19 protein-coding genes and 1 pseudogene are annotated in these 16,484 nt (G+C 62.0%); 6 read left to right on the top strand and 14 right to left on the bottom strand.

The features are described from left to right. Positions 1-10: 10 nt before the first annotated feature. Positions 11-1,015, bottom strand: a complete 1,005-nt coding sequence (gene bcsN / locus ACQZ5H_RS02965; protein ID WP_449096695.1) for a cellulose biosynthesis protein BcsN — start codon at positions 1,013-1,015, stop codon at positions 11-13. 305 nt (positions 1,016-1,320) lie between these two features. Here bcsN and ACQZ5H_RS02960 point away from each other — a divergent pair, with 305 nt between their 5' ends. Together ACQZ5H_RS02960 and ACQZ5H_RS02955 are read left to right on the top strand one after the other, a co-directional pair. After that, positions 1,321-1,542: a hypothetical protein gene (locus ACQZ5H_RS02960; RefSeq protein ID WP_112718744.1), complete on the top strand. Its 222-nt coding sequence runs from the start codon at positions 1,321-1,323 to the stop codon at positions 1,540-1,542. A 78-nt stretch (positions 1,543-1,620) separates the two neighbouring features. Then, positions 1,621-1,938, top strand: coding sequence for a DUF1236 domain-containing protein (locus ACQZ5H_RS02955; protein ID WP_449096694.1), 318 nt, complete (start codon positions 1,621-1,623; stop codon positions 1,936-1,938). Positions 1,939-2,005: 67 nt separating this feature from the next. On the opposite strand, the gene ACQZ5H_RS02950 is transcribed toward ACQZ5H_RS02955, so the two are convergent. The 7 genes and pseudogenes from ACQZ5H_RS02950 to ACQZ5H_RS02920 all read right to left on the bottom strand — a co-directional run bounded on the left by ACQZ5H_RS02950 (position 2,006) and on the right by ACQZ5H_RS02920 (position 8,194). After that, a complete protein-coding gene (locus ACQZ5H_RS02950; protein ID WP_449096693.1) occupies positions 2,006-3,664 on the bottom strand; it encodes an FAD-dependent oxidoreductase in 1,659 nt (552 codons plus the stop codon). An 81-nt stretch (positions 3,665-3,745) separates the two neighbouring features. Continuing rightward, positions 3,746-4,339, bottom strand: a complete 594-nt coding sequence (locus ACQZ5H_RS02945; protein ID WP_112718747.1) for a MerR family transcriptional regulator — start codon at positions 4,337-4,339, stop codon at positions 3,746-3,748. A 110-nt stretch (positions 4,340-4,449) separates the two neighbouring features. Further along, on the bottom strand, positions 4,450-4,788 hold the full coding sequence (locus ACQZ5H_RS02940) for an integration host factor subunit alpha (protein ID WP_112718748.1): 339 nt from the start codon (positions 4,786-4,788) through the stop codon (positions 4,450-4,452). A 110-nt stretch (positions 4,789-4,898) separates the two neighbouring features. Continuing rightward, positions 4,899-5,870: a beta-ketoacyl-ACP synthase III gene (locus ACQZ5H_RS02935; protein WP_112718749.1), complete on the bottom strand. Its 972-nt coding sequence runs from the start codon at positions 5,868-5,870 to the stop codon at positions 4,899-4,901. A 19-nt stretch (positions 5,871-5,889) separates the two neighbouring features. Then, positions 5,890-6,936, bottom strand: coding sequence for a phosphate acyltransferase PlsX (plsX, locus tag ACQZ5H_RS02930; protein WP_112718828.1), 1,047 nt, complete (start codon positions 6,934-6,936; stop codon positions 5,890-5,892). 103 nt (positions 6,937-7,039) lie between these two features. Beyond that, positions 7,040-7,594 carry a YceD family protein gene (locus ACQZ5H_RS02925; RefSeq protein WP_112718750.1) on the bottom strand — a complete coding sequence of 185 codons (555 nt, stop codon included), beginning with the start codon at positions 7,592-7,594 and terminating at the stop codon, positions 7,040-7,042. Positions 7,595-7,604: 10 nt separating this feature from the next. Continuing rightward, positions 7,605-8,194, bottom strand: a pseudogene (locus ACQZ5H_RS02920) (ubiquinol-cytochrome C chaperone family protein). A gap of 190 nt (positions 8,195-8,384) precedes the next feature. On the opposite strand from ACQZ5H_RS02920, the gene ACQZ5H_RS02915 reads away from it, so the two are divergent. Further along, positions 8,385-8,909, top strand: coding sequence for an outer membrane protein assembly factor BamE (locus tag ACQZ5H_RS02915; protein ID WP_449096692.1), 525 nt, complete (start codon positions 8,385-8,387; stop codon positions 8,907-8,909). A 78-nt stretch (positions 8,910-8,987) separates the two neighbouring features. Here ACQZ5H_RS02915 and ACQZ5H_RS02910 read toward each other — a convergent pair whose 3' ends face one another. From ACQZ5H_RS02910 to ribH, 3 genes are all read right to left on the bottom strand, one after another. Further along, positions 8,988-11,129, bottom strand: coding sequence for a sodium-translocating pyrophosphatase (locus tag ACQZ5H_RS02910; protein ID WP_130282708.1), 2,142 nt, complete (start codon positions 11,127-11,129; stop codon positions 8,988-8,990). Positions 11,130-11,329: 200 nt separating this feature from the next. After that, positions 11,330-11,812, bottom strand: a complete 483-nt coding sequence (nusB, locus tag ACQZ5H_RS02905; RefSeq protein ID WP_112718754.1) for a transcription antitermination factor NusB — start codon at positions 11,810-11,812, stop codon at positions 11,330-11,332. Next, positions 11,809-12,270, bottom strand: coding sequence for a 6,7-dimethyl-8-ribityllumazine synthase (gene ribH, locus ACQZ5H_RS02900; protein ID WP_112718755.1), 462 nt, complete (start codon positions 12,268-12,270; stop codon positions 11,809-11,811). The genes nusB and ribH overlap by 4 nt, the downstream gene beginning before the upstream one ends. Before the next feature lie 335 nt (positions 12,271-12,605). On the opposite strand from ribH, the gene ACQZ5H_RS02895 reads away from it, so the two are divergent. The 3 genes from ACQZ5H_RS02895 to ACQZ5H_RS02885 all read left to right on the top strand — a co-directional run bounded on the left by ACQZ5H_RS02895 (position 12,606) and on the right by ACQZ5H_RS02885 (position 14,135). Then, the gene (locus ACQZ5H_RS02895; RefSeq protein ID WP_112718756.1) at positions 12,606-12,968 is read left to right on the top strand and encodes a hypothetical protein; all 363 of its coding nucleotides are present in this window, start codon (positions 12,606-12,608) and stop codon (positions 12,966-12,968) included. A 111-nt stretch (positions 12,969-13,079) separates the two neighbouring features. Continuing rightward, positions 13,080-13,583, top strand: coding sequence for a cupin domain-containing protein (locus ACQZ5H_RS02890; RefSeq protein ID WP_449096691.1), 504 nt, complete (start codon positions 13,080-13,082; stop codon positions 13,581-13,583). An 18-nt stretch (positions 13,584-13,601) separates the two neighbouring features. Continuing rightward, complete coding sequence (locus ACQZ5H_RS02885) at positions 13,602-14,135, top strand: GNAT family N-acetyltransferase (RefSeq protein WP_199628794.1); 534 nt, start codon at positions 13,602-13,604, stop codon at positions 14,133-14,135. Here ACQZ5H_RS02885 and ACQZ5H_RS02880 read toward each other — a convergent pair. The 3 genes from ACQZ5H_RS02880 to nrdR are packed head-to-tail and all read right to left on the bottom strand — an operon-like array spanning position 14,098 to position 16,484. Further along, a complete protein-coding gene (locus ACQZ5H_RS02880) occupies positions 14,098-14,718 on the bottom strand; it encodes a riboflavin synthase (protein WP_130282716.1) in 621 nt (206 codons plus the stop codon). The genes ACQZ5H_RS02885 and ACQZ5H_RS02880 overlap by 38 nt on opposite strands. Further along, entirely contained in the window at positions 14,718-16,004 is a 1,287-nt protein-coding gene (ribD, locus tag ACQZ5H_RS02875; RefSeq protein WP_449096690.1) for a bifunctional diaminohydroxyphosphoribosylaminopyrimidine deaminase/5-amino-6-(5-phosphoribosylamino)uracil reductase RibD, read from the bottom strand. The genes ACQZ5H_RS02880 and ribD overlap by 1 nt, the downstream gene beginning before the upstream one ends. Before the next feature lie 3 nt (positions 16,005-16,007). Beyond that, positions 16,008-16,484 carry a transcriptional regulator NrdR gene (nrdR, locus tag ACQZ5H_RS02870; protein ID WP_112718761.1) on the bottom strand — a complete coding sequence of 159 codons (477 nt, stop codon included), beginning with the start codon at positions 16,482-16,484 and terminating at the stop codon, positions 16,008-16,010.

The raw sequence follows: 16,484 nt of genomic DNA, 5'->3' as shown, positions 1-16,484 counted from the left end.
GCATGCAAGTCTATCTCCGGCAGGCGGCCGTCATGGCCGCATCGCCTATGCAGTCTGGCGAGGGCACGGCGACACCGCCTGCCCGCGCGGATTGTTGTGCCGGAGCCGCCGGCTGCGCGGGACTACCCGGAACAACCATCTGCGAGCTCTGTTGCGGCGCATCCGGCAGCGGCACACGCGGCCCGACCGGCGGCGCCTGCTGCACGACCGGCTGCGGTGCCACGGCGGGTTGTGGCCGCGTGACGACGGCACGGCGCACGGTGACGCGGTTGACAGCCTGTGGCGCCGGTTCATAACCGAGTGGCATCGACATCTGACGATAGCCGCCCTCATCCGGATAGATCGGCGTGCCGGTCTGGCCGAGCGTCGGGTCGGCGCCGCGAACGTCGCCGTAGGGATTCCAGATCTCGCCGTTCAGCGTGCCGGTGATCGTGTAGCCGTACATGACGGCGAGCAGCTGGCGCTCGCTGGCGCGGGCATCGCAAAGCCGGAGCTTCACCTGGATCATGCCGAAATTGCGGGTCTGCGTATGCGCGGCGCGGCTGGAGCGGATTTGCTGCCAGCCATAGATGCAGGTATCGCCACCGCGGCTGCGGCCGGAGGCGTAGGAGAACGGGCCGTAGCTGTTCTGCAGGAAGGTCGTGTTGCGCGCCATGGCAACGCCGGGCACGGAAGCGAAGGCTTCGCGCGACATGCCGGTTTCGCTGAACATCCTGTAGCCGGCGCTTCCGGTATCCGGATTGGAGCCGCTGGCGCCCAGGAACTGCACCTTCATGAAATTCTGGCCAGAAACCGAGGACGACGTGAACAGCGACAGCGTCTGCTCGACGCCATTACCGCGCTTGGTCTCGACGACGCTGACGATCGACGGCCCGCCGGGCGGCGGCATGACCAGCGCTTTTTCGCTGGCAATGGCTTCCGGGCCGGACGGCTGCTTGACGCTGCCGCTCGTTGTACTGCAGCCGGCCATCACGCCCGCCACCGCAACGATCGATATCAGATTCAGCAAACGCATTCAGGGAGCCGCCGTTATCGTCTTTCCTGTTCCCCAAAACGGGAAAATTCGCCCAGCGGTTTCTCGAATCAACAAGCCGCCAGCATTCAGGATGGAATAAACGCCGCTTATGGTTAATCACTTATTAACGGGATACGCAGAGATCGCGGGCAAAAAGTCTCAGCAGCGACCATCGGGAAAGGCTAAGCCGCGGATGCGCCATCCGTTTTAGTAAGGACTCAATTACTATCATTGCGCTTGACGGTTGAAATGCGCCCCTGCCGCTCGCACATTGACATATGGCAGGAGGAAGAGTGGAGGAGTGAATGAACGCGGTGACAGAACGCGGGATACACGATCCGGTCGCGCCCGAAGAGGTCGATGTGCTTCAGGCCGTCTTCGATACGGTAGCGGCCGAGCGCCAGCTTCACAAGCAGAGTGTGGAGGCGCTGGATGTCGCCCGCAGTGTCATTCGCTTCTATTTCGATGGCATCCAGGACTACGATACGCTGCTCGCGATGATGCGCGTGGAGCTCGCCGCCCGCTGAGATCGGCGGGCTGATTTGGGAACAACGAACTTTCCGCCACGTTTCCATGACGGCTGGGTAGGAAAAGGAGTTTATCCCATGCGCAAGATCATGCTGGCCACGGCCGCCGCACTGCTGACGGTTAGCTCTGCTGCCTTCGCGCAGAGCACCGTCATCGTCACCGATCCGGCTCCGACCGGTGCGATCGTCCTTCCGGGCGAAGTCCGCACCTATGTGATGGAGCAGCAGACGCCTTCGGTCGTCTATGACGGCGATGTGGTCGTCGGCACGGCACTGCCCGATACCGTCGAAGTCCATACCGTCCCCAATATGGATGGCTATGCCTATACCGTGGTCAATGACCGCCGTGTGATCGTGGAACCGCAGACGCACCGCGTCATCCAGGTTCTCGAATAGACCGGCGCGCGTCACAAGACCGCGGAGAGAAAGGGGCGAGACCTGGAGGTCCCGCCCCTTTCCTCGTTCATGAGGACACTGTTTCCTCGACCTTCCGCTCGCTCGGCGGCGTTTCATCACTCGCCAAACTGGCCAAATGATCGGCAAGCCTCAGCGCCAGAGCGATGGCCGGCAGCGTCGGATTGGCCTGTCCACCCGTCGGAAAGACGCTGCTGCCGGCGACATAGAGATTGCCGACATCGTGCACCCGACAATCGGCGTTCACCACGCCGCTACCGGGATCATCCGACATGCGGGTCGAGCCGATCTGGTGGTAGCCGTCGAGTGCCTGATCCCTGACGGCATCGTGCCGCTCGTCACAGCGGTGGATGTAGTCGAGATGACCGAGCTTCTCGCGCCGCAGCCACCGATCGATGATCTCATGGGAGCGGACGATGGAATCGAAATCCTGCATGCCGAACCGCAGGTCTATTTCGAGACCGGCCGCTTTCCCTTCGCCCTGCGTCTGCAGCCGGACGATGCTTTCGGCATTCGGCGCCTGCTCGGCGTGATAGCGCAGCAGATAGCGGCCCCGCGGATTGCGCACCGCGCCCGCCGCCCGCCGGAAGCGCCGCAGCAGCATGTCGAATAGCGTCCGCGCCGCACCCGGGATAACTGCGACATCATTGCGGATGTTGCGCCAGTGGGCGCGGTAGAGGCGTTGCGGCGTTATCGATGTTGCAGGCGCCAGGCCACGGGCAATGCGCGGGTAGAGGCCGGTCAGCGCGAAGATCAGATAGACCAGCGACAGCGCGCCGCTGCCATGGCTGGGATCGGCGATCGAAAGGCTCTCCAGCCAATAGGCGGCATTGAGCAATCCGTTCGCCGCCTGCACCGGGGGATCAATCATCAGGCGCTGGCGAACGATATCGCCGCCGCTCGCCCTGCGAAACCAGAGAAGGTTCTCGGTCTCGACGTTGTTGAATTCGACGACCCCGAGATAGCCGGTCAAATGTCCCGCATAGAAGCGTCCGAGCGGTCCTTCCCGTCCACCGAATTTCTCCGGATGTCTCTCCTGCGCGGCCAGCAGAAGCCGGGTGTTTTCGAGACCGCCTGCCGCCAGTGCGTAGCGGCCGGCCTGCAGGTCCCTCCGGCCCTCCGATGTCAGCAGCTCCAGCCCTTCGATATCTCCATCGCCGGAGACCTTCATGGCGCTGACGCGCGCATTGGTGATCACCGTGATACCGGTGGCGGCGACCAGGCGCTCGCGATATCTGCCGCCGAGATCAGGCTCCGGCGCCCAATGCTCCAGCGAATCCATCCGCACGTCGCCTTCGGCTCGCGACTTCATCACCGAAGCCCTGGGATCGCAGCCGAGAAAATTCAGGGCATCGGGATAGTAGGGTTGCAGCGCGTCAGCCGGGATCGGCCAGCCCGACATCGGGACGTGGCCGCGCCTGCCGAAGTCCAGCGGATCGAGTGCCACGCAACGACCACCCCAAAGCCGAGACGTGCCGCCGATGCCGCTTGCGACCGAGACCGCGCTTTCGACGTGATGACCGTTGGTGAAATGGACGGGACCGGGTGCGATATCGCCACCACTGCCGTCAGCGGAACCTGCCTCGACAATCGCTACGGAAAGACCGCGTTCGGCGCAGCGGAAAGCCAGCGAAAGGCCGACCGGACCGGCACCGACGATGCATATGTCAGATGAAGGCAATGCCCCGGCAGCGCCGTCTATAATCATCCAGAATTCCCCGTGCCGGATGGCTTACGGGGAGTTAGCTAGAAGCATGGGCCATTGAAACAAGGGCAAAAGCGACTTCCGTCAGCGTACCTGGTCGAGCAGGCGCTTGCATTCCAGGAGGTCGTAGAGCGCTTCCTGGAGCAGCGCGCGGTCTTCCTTGCCGACGCTCGACTTGCCGATCGAGACTTCGCCCTGCTCATCCTCGCCGGCGACGAAATTGAAGAAGCGGCGGGTGATCGGCGCCTTGGCGCGGCCGACGAGCTGGTCTTCATCGGCCATGCTGACGCGGGGTTCGGAGGACGAAGAGCCGCCGCCATCCTTGGAACTCGCCGCCAGCGCCTCGACGCTGGCGAGATCGCCATGGGCGACGGAGACGACAAACTTGTTGCCGTTGGTCTTCAGGAGCTTCTGCACGCCCTTTATCGTGTAGCCGTGATCATAGAGCAGATGACGGATGCCCTTCAGGAGATCCACATCTTCAGGGCGATAATAACGGCGTCCGCCGCCACGCTTCATCGGCTTTATCTGCGGAAAACGAGTTTCCCAGAAGCGCAAGACGTGCTGCGGCAGATCAAGATCATCCGCAACTTCGCTGATGGTTCGAAAAGCATCAGGGCTCTTGTCCAACGTCCTACTCCCTACGCGACCTCGGTGGCGGTCCAATCCGCGACTCATCATATTTCAACGGTTTGAACCGCCGAATTCAAGTCACGTCTTCGGGTTCCCACAGTTCGCGGGCAATGACATCAATGATTTATCGATTAGGCAGAGCCGATGGAACGGGCTCAGGAGGCCGGATTTGCGGGCTTCTGCTTGACCTTGCGCAGCGTGTGAGCCTTGAGAATCCGGGTCTTCAGGACGTTCGACGCCTTGAAGGTCATGACGCGGCGCGGCGAGATCGGCACTTCTTCGCCGGTCTTCGGGTTGCGGCCAATACGCTCGTTCTTGTCGCGCACCTGGAAGGTCGCGAAGGAGGAGAGCTTGACCGTCTCTCCACGGACGATGGCGTTGCAGATTTCGTCAATGACGGTTTCGACGAGTTCGGCGGACTCTGTTCGAGAGAGACCAACCTTCCGGAAAACTGATTCCGCCAGGTCTGCTCGCGTCACTGTCTTTCCGGTCATGGTTTCCCCGCCCAAGCTGCAAAATATCTTATGAAAGCGAGCAAAGACTATTTGTCTTGCGCCTTACGGTCAAGCTCTTGTTCGTCGTCAGTTTTTTGCGATTTGCAGCACTACCAGCGCAGCAGCACGGCGCCCCAGGTGAAGCCGCCGCCCATGGCCTCGAGCATGACGAGATCGCCCTTCTTGATGCGTCCGTCACCGGCTGCAACGGCAAGCGCCAGCGGAATGGAAGCCGCCGAGGTGTTGCCATGCAGATCGACGGTGATGACGACCTTTTCTGGGGCGATGTTCAGCTTCTTGGCCGAACCGTCGATGATGCGTCGATTTGCCTGGTGGGGGACCAGCCAATCGAGATCGTCAGACGTCGTGCCGGTGGCGTCGAAAGCCGCCTGGATGACGTCCGTGATCATGCCGACCGCATATTTGAAGACTTCGCGGCCTTCCATGCGCAGCTTGCCGACGGTGCCGGTGCTCGACGGGCCGCCATCGACGAAGAGCTTGTCCTTGTGCGAGCCGTCGGAGCGCAGATGCGCGGTCAGAACGCCGCGATCCGAGGTCTTGCCCTCGCCTTCGGAGGCTTCGAGAACCAGCGCGCCGGCACCATCGCCGAAGAGAACGCAGGTGGTGCGGTCATTCCAGTCGAGAATGCGCGAGAAGGTCTCCGCGCCGATGACGAGAACGCGCTTGGCGAGACCGCCGCGGATATAGGCATCAGCCGTGGTGACGGCATAGACGAAGCCGGTGCAGACGGCCTGAACGTCGAAGGCGAAGCCATGGCTCATGCCGAGACGGTTCTGGATGTTGACCGCCGTTGCCGGGAAGGTGTTGTCAGGCGTCGAGGTGGCACAGATGATCAGGTCGATATCGGCGGGCGTCAGGCCGGCATTATCGAGTGCTGCGCGCGCGGCCTGCTCGCCGAGCGACGACGTCGTCTCGCCCTCGCCTGCGACATAGCGCTGGCGGATGCCGGTACGCTGGACGATCCACTCGTCCGACGTGTCAACGACATCTTCCATGTCGCGGTTGGTCATTACGCGTTTCGGAAGTGCGGCTCCGAACCCGCGAACCACTGAACGGATCATTCTTGCTAAACCCCGTCGCTCACGCAGCTTCCGGCCCGATGGGCGGCTGCCGCTTGGCATGATATTTCTTGAGATCGTTTTCTATTTTCTGATTGAGGCCATTCTTGGCCATGTCGTAACCGACTTCGATCGCGGCCGCGATACCTTCGGCATTGGCGCCGCCATGGCTCTTGATGACGATGCCGTTCAGGCCGAGGAACACGCCGCCATTGACCTTGCTCGGGTCCATCTTCTCGCGCAGCATGTCGAAAGCGCTTTTTGCCAGCAGATAGCCGATCTTGGCCATCAGCGTGCGCGACATCGCGGCACGCAGATAGGTGCCGATCTGCTTTGCCGTGCCTTCGGCGGCCTTCAGCGCGATATTACCGGAGAAACCTTCGGTGACGACAACGTCGACCGTGCCCTTGCCGATATCGTCGCCTTCGACGAAGCCGGAATATTCGAGCGAATCAAGATTGGCTTCGCGAAGCAGGCGGCCCGCTTCCTTGACCTCTTCCTGACCCTTGATCTCTTCGACGCCGACATTGAGCAGGCCGATGGTCGGGCGCTCGATCTCGAAAAGCGCGCGAGCCATGGCGCCGCCCATCAAGGCGAAATCCATCAGCTGCTGCGAATCCGCGCCGATCGTCGCGCCGATATCGAGAACGATGCTCTCGCCGCGCAGGGTCGGCCAGATGCCGGCGATCGCCGGGCGCTCGATATTGGCCATGGTGCGCAGACAGAATTTCGACATCGCCATCAGCGCGCCGGTATTGCCCGCCGACACCGCAACGTCGGCATCGCCGGACTTCACGGCTTCGATGGTGCGCCACATGCTGGAGACGTAGCGGCCGCGGCGAAGCGCCTGGCTCGGCTTCTCGTCCATGCGCACGGCAACCTCGCAGTCATGGAAGACCGACTTGGCTGCGACTTTCGGGAACTTGGCGAGAACGGGCTCGCACTCTTCCTTCAACCCGTAGAAAACGAAGGAAATATCCGGATGCCGCTCCAACGCTTTGGCGGCACCTGGGATGACAACCTGGGGACCAAAGTCGCCGCCCATGAGGTCGAGAGAAATTCTGATCACGCGTCCCTGATCCTTCTTTTTCGCCGGGGGAGGCGAAATTTCGGCCAAAATACCGGTTTTCCCATCGCTTACAACTGAATTGTGTCAAATACCCAACGGGTATTCAGTCCTTCTTCCAGTCCTTGAGCGCAGCGAATGGCGACGGCTTCTTGTCGTTCTGGCCATCGTCCTCGATATGCCCGTTGAATTCGATGCCGGGTTTGCGCGGATAGGGATCGATCGCCATCGCGGCGAATTCGGTCACCACGGCGCCGGCATCGATGCTGTCGCCGGTAAAGGGCTCCGGCAGATCCGGGCCATCGGGATCGAGCACCATCTCGCCGGCATCATTGGCCGGGCGGCGGGCAAGCTTGGAATTTTCCGGCACGAAGATCTGCTCGAAGGGCTCGTCGATATCCGAGATAACGGGCTCGAGCGTCACGACACAGGCCTGCACGATACGGGCATGCACCCTGCCCTTGACGCGGATGCCGTCCTTCTTCCAGCGATTGACCTGCAGCTCGGCGCGCAGCTCATCGACGGAGAGAATGTTCCAGCTCTCGGCGAGCGCCTTACGCTCCTTCTCGTCGGCTTCTAGGCGCACCTCGACGGGATTGGCCGAGATATGGCCGACCTTTACCAGATAGGAAAAGGGAATGGCGTCGTCCTGATGTTTCATGTCTTCCTCCTCAGGCCGCGTCCGGCAGCGTCGCCGAGCCGGTCGCTATCTGATCTTCGGACTGCTCCGAGAGTGCCGCTTCGGCCTTGAACATCCAGGCGGCGAGCGCGCTCATGTCGGCCGGAGCTTCCGCCTTCGGGTGAATGTTGCGCGACAGCGCCGTGGACAGTGCTTCGCTGTCACCGGCATCCATCGCCTTGGAATAGGCTTCGAGGCGGCCGTAGAACATGCCCGCCAGCTTCTTCATGCGCTTCGGCACGCTGTTGTCGCCGATGCCGAGCTCGCGGATCGAATAGTCGATATCCTGAAAGAAGGCGTCGACGATCTCCTGGGCGATCTCCTGGCCGCTGGTGCCGGAGGCCCGCGTGCGGCGGAAGAATAGGATCATCACCAGCGAAAGCATCTCGAAGCGGCCCATGACGGTGTCGGGCACATCCATGCTTTCGTAGAACTCGGGCGTGCGGGCGGCCGACGTCAGCGTCGAATACTGCCGCTCGACGATCGCCTGATTGTTGTTTTTCTTACGAAAGAGCCCGAAGATCATTGTTTTTTCCGGAAATGCCTCATTCTTCACGCGGAGTTGCGTGGGCCGTGTTGCATGAATTCGAAAGCTGGTTTACCGAAGCAGGCGCGAATTGCAATGCCGAAGGTGGCCACTTTCGGGACAGCGCCCTTTCAGGGCAGCGACGCGGCGAATTGGGAGAATTCGACCCCGGAAAGGCCACAAAGGTTTTGCATCAGCGGTGCTTCGCATGGTCAAAAGCCGCCTACCGATACTCAAGGGGAGTAGATGTCGTTGAAGAAACGGTATTTCAAGTCTGACGTAAAGTTCTTCAGCAGCGCGGCCATTGCCATCATGATTGCCTCAGCAGGACTTGCCGGTTGCCAGACCGGCACCGTGCTGAACGGCGGCTATGTCGTCGATCAGGAATCGCTGAACCTCGTACCCGAAGGTTCGAGCCGCGAACAGGTTCTTCTGTCGCTCGGCACGCCCTCGACGACGGCGACCTTCGACAACGAAGTCTTCTATTACATCTCGCAGAAGCGCACGCGCTCGATCGCCTACCAAAAGCTCAGGGTGGTCGATCAGAGCGTTCTCGCCATCTATTTCGACAAGGACGGCGTCGTGGCACGCCGCGCCAACTACACGCTGCAGGACGGCAAGGTGTTCGACACGATCTCGCGCGTAACGCCGACCGGCGGCCGCGAACTGACGTTCCTTCAGCAGGTTCTCCAGGGCGGCGCGGGCAGCGCGGCAAAGAGCCTGTTCGGCACGCCGCAGGGCAACCCGCAGAACCCGGCCAGCATCCAGTAAGCACTGGAACGCATCAGACAATAAAGAAACCCGCCGGAGCGATCCGGCGGGTTTCTTCGTTTCAGCCCTGCCCTTCCCTTACATGCCGGCGAGAACCGCGAGCAGCAGGAGAGCAACGATATTGGTGATCTTGATCGCCGGGTTGACGGCGGGACCGGCTGTATCCTTGTAGGGATCGCCGACGGTGTCGCCGGTGACGGATGCCTTGTGGGCTTCCGAACCCTTCATGTGACGATTGCCGTCCTTGTCGACGAAGCCGTCTTCGAAGGACTTCTTGGCATTGTCCCATGCACCGCCGCCCGAGGTCATCGAGATGGCGACGAAGAGGCCGTTGATGATCACGCCGAGCAGCGAGGCGCCGAGGGCGGCGAAGGCCGAGGCCTTTGAACCCGAGATCAGCAGCACGCCGAAATAGACGACGATCGGTGCCAGAACCGGCAGCAGCGACGGGATGATCATTTCACGGATCGCCGCCTTGGTCAGCAGATCGACGGCGCGGCCGTAATCCGGCTTCTCGGTTCCCTGCATGATGCCCGGCTTTTCACGGAACTGCTTGCGCACTTCCTCGACGATCGCGCCGGCCGCACGGCCGACGGCGGTCATGGCGATACCGCCGAAGAGATAGGGGATCAGACCGCCGAACAGCAGGCCGGCGACGACATAGGGGTTCGACAGATCGAAGGAGATCGTGCCAATGCCCGCAAAGTACGGATACTGGTCGCCGTGAGCCGCGAAATACTGCAGGTCGTTCGAATAGGCGGCGAAGAGCACCAGCGCGCCGAGACCGGCCGAACCGATCGCGTAACCCTTGGTGACGGCCTTCGTCGTGTTGCCGACGGCATCGAGCGCGTCGGTCGACTTGCGCACTTCCGGCGGCAGGTGGGACATTTCGGCGATACCGCCGGCATTGTCCGTAACCGGCCCGAAGGCATCGAGCGCGACGATCATGCCGGCAAGGCCGAGCATTGCGGTCACCGCAATACCGGTGCCGAACAGGCCGCCGAGCTGGAAGGTAGCGAGAATACCGCCGACGATGACGACCGCCGGCAGCGCCGTCGATTCCAGCGAGACCGCGAGGCCCTGGATGACGTTGGTGCCGTGACCGGTGACCGATGCCTGGGCGATCGAGACGACCGGGCGCTTGCCTGTGCCGGTATAGTATTCGGTGATGACGACGATCAGCGCGGTGACGACGAGGCCGACGAGACCGCAGATGAAGAGGTTCGTGCCGGTAATGTCATGCCCGGCGACCATGCCCAGCGAACCCCAGCCGACGGTCAGCGAGGTTGCTGCACCAAGGCCGATGATCGACAGCAGACCGGTGACGATGAGGCCCTTGTAGAGAGCGCCCATGATCGAGCCGTTCGAGCCGAGCTTGACGAAGAAGGTACCGACGATCGAGGTGATGATGCAGACGCCGCAGATCGCCAGCGGATAGATCATCGCCGACTGCAGGATCGGTGCACCGGCAAAGAAGATCGCGGCGAGAACCATGGTGGCAACAACCGAGACCGCATAGGTTTCGAAAAGGTCGGCCGCCATGCCTGCGCAGTCGCCGACATTGTCGCCGACGTTATCGGCGATGGTTGCAGGGTTGCGCGGATCGTCTTCCGGAATACCGGCTTCGACCTTGCCGACGAGGTCGCCGCCGACGTCTGCGCCCTTGGTGAAGATACCGCCGCCGAGACGGGCGAAGATCGAGATCAGCGAGGCGCCGAAGCCGAGCGCGACCAGCGCATCGATGACTTCGCGCGAGCCGGTGTCATGACCGAGCACGCCGGTCAGGATGTAATAGTAGATGGAGACGCCGAGCAGCGCCAGACCGGCAACGAGCATGCCGGTGATGGCGCCAGACTTGAAGGCGATGTCGAGACCGGCCGAGAGGCTGTGGGAAGCAGCCTGGGCCGTGCGCACATTGGCGCGGACCGAAACGTGCATGCCGATGAAACCGGCGGCACCGGAAAGTACGGCGCCGATCAGGAAACCGATCGCGGCCGTGCCGGAGAGAAGCAGCCATGCTGCAATGAAAACAACGATGCCGACAATGGCAATGGTCTTGTACTGACGCGTGAGGTAGGCCTGCGCGCCCTCGCGGATATAGCCCGCGATCTCCTGCATGCGGCTATTGCCCTGATCGGCGGCCAGCACCGAACGGGTTGCCCAGATGGCATAGACCACCGAGAGCAGACCGCATGCGATTACGCATAAAAGAATGGTCATTTCGCTCTTTCCTCCAAAAGTGCCGGAACACTCCTCCGCCCGGCCACGCAAGCAGCCGAATCGTCTTCTCTCCTCAGAAACGCTCTAGCTTTGCGTGCGGAGATTGCTTGGTGGAAAACACGACGTCAAGACCGCAAGGGCCTAAAACCCTTGCAGCACAATGGATTGAGCGATTTGGTCCGATGGAGGACGGAGGAAGCTTACTTCCTGGTGTCGCCGCGTACCTGCTTGGCAATGCGGTCGAGAACGGCATTGACCAGCTTCGGCTCGTCGTCTTCGAAGAAGGCCTGGGCGATTTCCATATATTCCGTGACGATGACGGCGACGGGAACGTCCTTGCGATCGGTCAGTTCGAACACGCCGGCGCGCAGGATGGCGCGGACCGTGCTGTCGAGACGCGACAGCGCCCAGTCGTCCTGCAGGGCAGAGGCGATCAGCGGATCGAGGCGGCGCTGTTCGCGCACGACGCCCGATACGATCGAGCGGAACCAAGACGGATCGGCCTTCAGATAGGTCTCGCCGTCAATTTCCTGGCCGAGGCGATGGGCTTCATATTCGGCGACGATTTCCAGCACGCCGGTGCCGCCGATATCCATCTGATAGAGCGCCTGTACGGCAGCGAGACGCGCAGCGCCCCGCTGATTGGCCGACTTTACCTGGCGCTCCGGAGTTTCGTTGGTCATTCAAGCCCACCCAGCTTCTTCTTCAGCTCGATCATCGTGAGAGCTGCGCGGGCAGCAAAGCCGCCCTTGTCCTTGTCCGAGCGGCGGGCGCGCGCCCAAGCCTGCTCGTCATTTTCGACCGTCAGGATGCCGTTGCCGATGGCAAGGGACTCGCTGACCGCCAGATCCATTATTGCACGCGAGGATTCGTTGGAGACGATATCGAAATGATAGGTCTCGCCGCGAATGACCATGCCGAGGGCGACAAAGCCGTCATACAGCACGCCGCCATTGTCTGCCCCGTCGAGCGCCATGGCAATGGCCGGCGGAATTTCGAGCGCACCGGGAACGGTGACGACGTCGAACGTGGCACCGGCTTCCTTCAGCGCGTGGGTCGCGCCATCGAGAAGGGCGTCAGCCATGTCATCGTAGAAGCGTGCTTCGACGATCAAAATATGGGGAGCATCATCCCGGGCCATGGTTCACCTTCGGTTTTAGAGAGTTCAGCCGTGCAGCAGGCCGCGGTCAAAACACGCCTACGCGCGAATGGCAAGCAAATTCCGATCATGGCTGAAATGCAAATCCTGAAATCGCTGCAAGCATATAGCGGCAGGTTATGCTGCACTGCATCAAGGACGGCCTCCGGCCGCCTCGATCATGGCGAAAAGAAGGCAGCAAACGTGAAGAATAATTAACGCGATTTCAGTGACTTAGCCCATTGAAGGGAGAGGTTTTGCGCCCCAATTCCTTTCTCGTAACGCAGACGATCCCCTGCACGACAGCCGACCGTCAGAGCAGATGAAAGGACACTACCATGAACCGCGTTGCTAAGATTGCCATCGTTTCCGCTTTCTCCTCTCTCGCCTTCGTCGGCGTCAGCCGTGCGGAAAACCTGAGTATGAACTCCGCCTCCGGGATCGAGCACACCTTGCGTACGTTCCAGGGCAACGACTTCGCCGTCCAGCAATATCAGGACTGGCGCAATATCGACAGCATGGACCAGTTCGGCCCGCGCTCGGCCCCGGTACGCGACGCCCAGGAAGTCCATCAGATCCAGGCCTCGATCGACGCCAACAAGAGCCTTACCCGCAAGCTCGCGGATCAGGGCGTCAGCGTCAGCAATGTCATCAACGCCGAACAGGCGGCGGATGGCAGCATCACGATCTATACCGATTAGCAGCAGACGGGCGGCGCGTTCCTCGCGCGCCGCCCGTCCATTTCTCACGTCCCTACTCTTGAAAATTGCATGCGAATGATGGTCTGTTGCGCCCCAAAAGGGAGACGAGACATGCCATCAGAAACAACCAAGCCGGTGATTGACCCCACCACGCTCGCACTCGAGCACTGGACGCAGGGCACGCTTTACGAAGGCACCGACATTTCTTTCGGCAAGCTTCTCGGCCTTTCCAATCTCGGCGTCAGCTACAATGCAGTGCCTCCCGGCAAATCGGGCTGTCCGTTCCACAATCATCATGTCGAAGACGAGCTGTTCATCGTGCTTTCGGGCAACGGCGAATACCGCTTCGGCGCCGAGCGGCATGCGATTGCGAAGGGATCGGTTCTCGGCGCGCCGGCGGGCGGCACGGAAACGGCGCATCAGATTCTCAACACGGGCAGCGAGCCGCTGATCTATATCGGCGTCTCCACCATGTCGCCGACGGAGATCGTCGAATATCCCGATTCCGGCAAGTTCCTGGCGAAGACCCGCAAGGATGGCGGCTATCCGAGCTTCAGGGTCATCGGCCGCTCGGACGAGAGCCTCGACTACTGGCACAACGAACCCGGCGCATAAGACAGAAAGCGATTTTCAATGCTGAATATTCCGACGATCGAGACGGAGCGCCTGATCCTGCGCCCGCACCGGAAGACTGATTTCGAGGCCTACGTTACCTTCTGGGCTGACGAGGATGTGGTGCGCCACATCACCGGCGTGCCGAGCACGCGCGAACAGACCTGGGCGCGGCTGCTGCGCGCCACCGGCATGTGGCACCATATGGGCTTCGGCTTTCTGGCCATCGAGGAAAAGGAAACCGGCCGCTTTGTCGGCGAATGCGGCTTTCTCGAAACCCGACGCGAAATGACGCCGTCGATCGAGGGCACGCTGGAAACCGGCTGGGCGCTCTCGCCGTCTTTCCATGGCCGCGGCTATGCGAGCGAAGCGCTGCAAGCGATGATCGCCTGGGCCGAACAACGCTTTCCCGACATGGAGATGACCTGCATCATCTCGCCGGAAAACGCGCCGTCGATCCGCCTTGCGGGAAAGCTCGGTTTCCGCGAGGTCACCCGCACCGATTACAACGGCGAGATCATTCTGTTTTCGCGGCAGGGAACTCGGCAAGCCTAGCAGCGTAGCGGGCCATGGTATCGACTTCGAAATTGACGAAGTCGCCTGCCTTGCGCTCGCCCCAGGTCGTGACCTCGAGCGTGTGGCGGATCAGCAGCACGTCGAAATCCGTGCCTTCGACGGCATTGACCGTCAGCGAGGTGCCATCGAGAGCGACCGAGCCCTTCGGCGCCACGAATTTTGCCAGATGTTCCGGCGCGCGCAGGCGATAGCGCGTTGCGTCGCCTTCGGCCGTCACCGAGAGGATTTCCGCCTTGCCGTCGACATGGCCGGAAACGATATGGCCGCCGAGCTCGTCGCCGATCTTCAGCGAGCGCTCGAGATTGATGCGGCTTCCGGCCTTCCATCCGGCGATCGTTGTCAGCCGCAGCGCCTCCTCCCAGGCTTCGACCTCGAACCAGCGGCCGTTGCTGCCTTCGTCCGGCAGGCCGGTGACCGTCAGGCAGACGCCGGCATGCGAGATCGAGGCGCCCATGTCGATGGTCGCCGGATCGTAGCTCGTCGCAACGCGCAGCTTGACGCCCTCGTTCATCGGGGAAACGGATTCGATCGTGCCCATATCAGTGACAATGCCGGTGAACATCAAAGCTCTCTTTCGTATTCGTCCATCCGGTCGGGGCCGAATGAAAATGTGCCCCTGTGGGCGAAACCGGATGGCATATCGGTCTTCGTGACCGGCGATTCAATACCATCGGCGCCGATCACCACATCGCCCTGATAGAGCTGGATGCGATCGACGAGACCGGTATCGAGGAAGAGTTTTGCCGTCCTGGCGCCACCTTCGACGATCAACGAGGAAATGCCGCGGGAGGCCAGCGCCGGGAGCAGGACTTCCGGGTGATAGGGATTGCAATAGAGGACTTCGACGCCGAGGGCCTCGAGGGCGGTGCGGCGGGAGTCGAGATCATCTGCGGCGTTGGTGGGTGGGTTACCCCCCTCTGCCCTGCCGGGCACCTCCCCCACAAGTGGGGAGATTGGCTGGGGGGAGCCGCTCGCTTCAACATCGATTGCTTGGGGAGGTGCCGTCCGCGGGTCGATCTCCCCCGTTGTGGGGGAGATGTCCGGCAGGGCAGAGGGGGGTGAACCCTCGACAGCCCCCAGATCCGAAACATCCTCACGCGCCACAACGATCACCGGCACCTGCCGCGCCGTTTGCGCCAGCTTGCCCGTCACCGGCAGCGACAACGCCGGATCGAGCACGATCCGCACCGGCGAGCGATCCTCCTGCCCCGCAATCCGCACCGTCAGTTCCGGATCATCGGCGATCGCCGTGCCGATACCAACGAGAATGGCATCCGACTGCGCGCGCAGCTTCTGCACCTCGGCGCGCGCCGCAGGCCCGGTGATCGCCACCTGGCCCTCGCCCGCACGGCCGATCATGCCGTCGGCGGAAACTGCAAGTTTGAGAGTCACATAGGGCCGCTTCTTCGTCTGCCGGGTGAGATAGGCGGCGAGCGAGCGCCTGCCCTCTTCCTCCAGCACGCCGGTATCGACCTCGATGCCGGCATCGCGCAGCATGCCGATGCCGCGGCCGGAGACGCGCTCATCGGGATCGGTGACGCTGATGACGACGCGGGAGACGCCAGAGGCGATCAGCGCGTTGGCGCAGGGCGGTGTCTTGCCGAAATGCGAGCAAGGCTCGAGCGTCACATAGGCGGTGGCACCCTCCGCCCTCGCCCCGGCCTCGGCCAGTGCCTGCGGCTCGGCATGCGGGCGGCCGCCAACAGCGGTCGTGCCGCGGCCAACGATCTCGCCGTCCTTGACGACGACGCAGCCGACGGAGGGATTTGTGGAGGTTTGCCCAAGATGCAAAAGGCCGAGGCTTATAGCCTCGGCCATGTAACGTTCATCGTCTGATGCTGACGTCATCGCTCAACTGTCCAAAGTATCGCGGCCGATCTTGGCGTTGATCTCGGAAATGACCTTCTCGAAATCCTCGGCATGCGAGAAATCGCGGTAGACCGAGGCGTAACGGACGAAGCCGACGTCATCCAGGCTCTTCAGCGCTTCGAGAACCTGGAGGCCGATGGCCTCCGAACCGATCTCGACCTCGCCGGAGCTTTCCAGGCGCCGGACGATGCCTGAGACGGCGCGTTCGATCCGGTCACGATCGACCGGGCGTTTGCGCAACGCGATCTCGAAGGAGCGCACCAGCTTGTCGCGGTCGAAAGGCACCTTGCGGCCGGTCTTCTTGACGACCATCAGCTCGCGCAGCTGCACGCGCTCGAAGGTCGTGAAGCGGCCGCCGCAATCGGGACAGATACGCCTGCGGCGGATGGACGTGTTGTCCTCCGCCGGGCGTGAATCCTTGACCTGTGTGTCTTCCGATCCGCAGAATGGGCAGCGCAT

Source organism: Rhizobium sp. 21-4511-3d (genome assembly GCF_053522545.1).
Note: the sequence above shows the minus strand (reverse complement) of the source record. Positions and strands in the feature narration are given on the sequence as shown.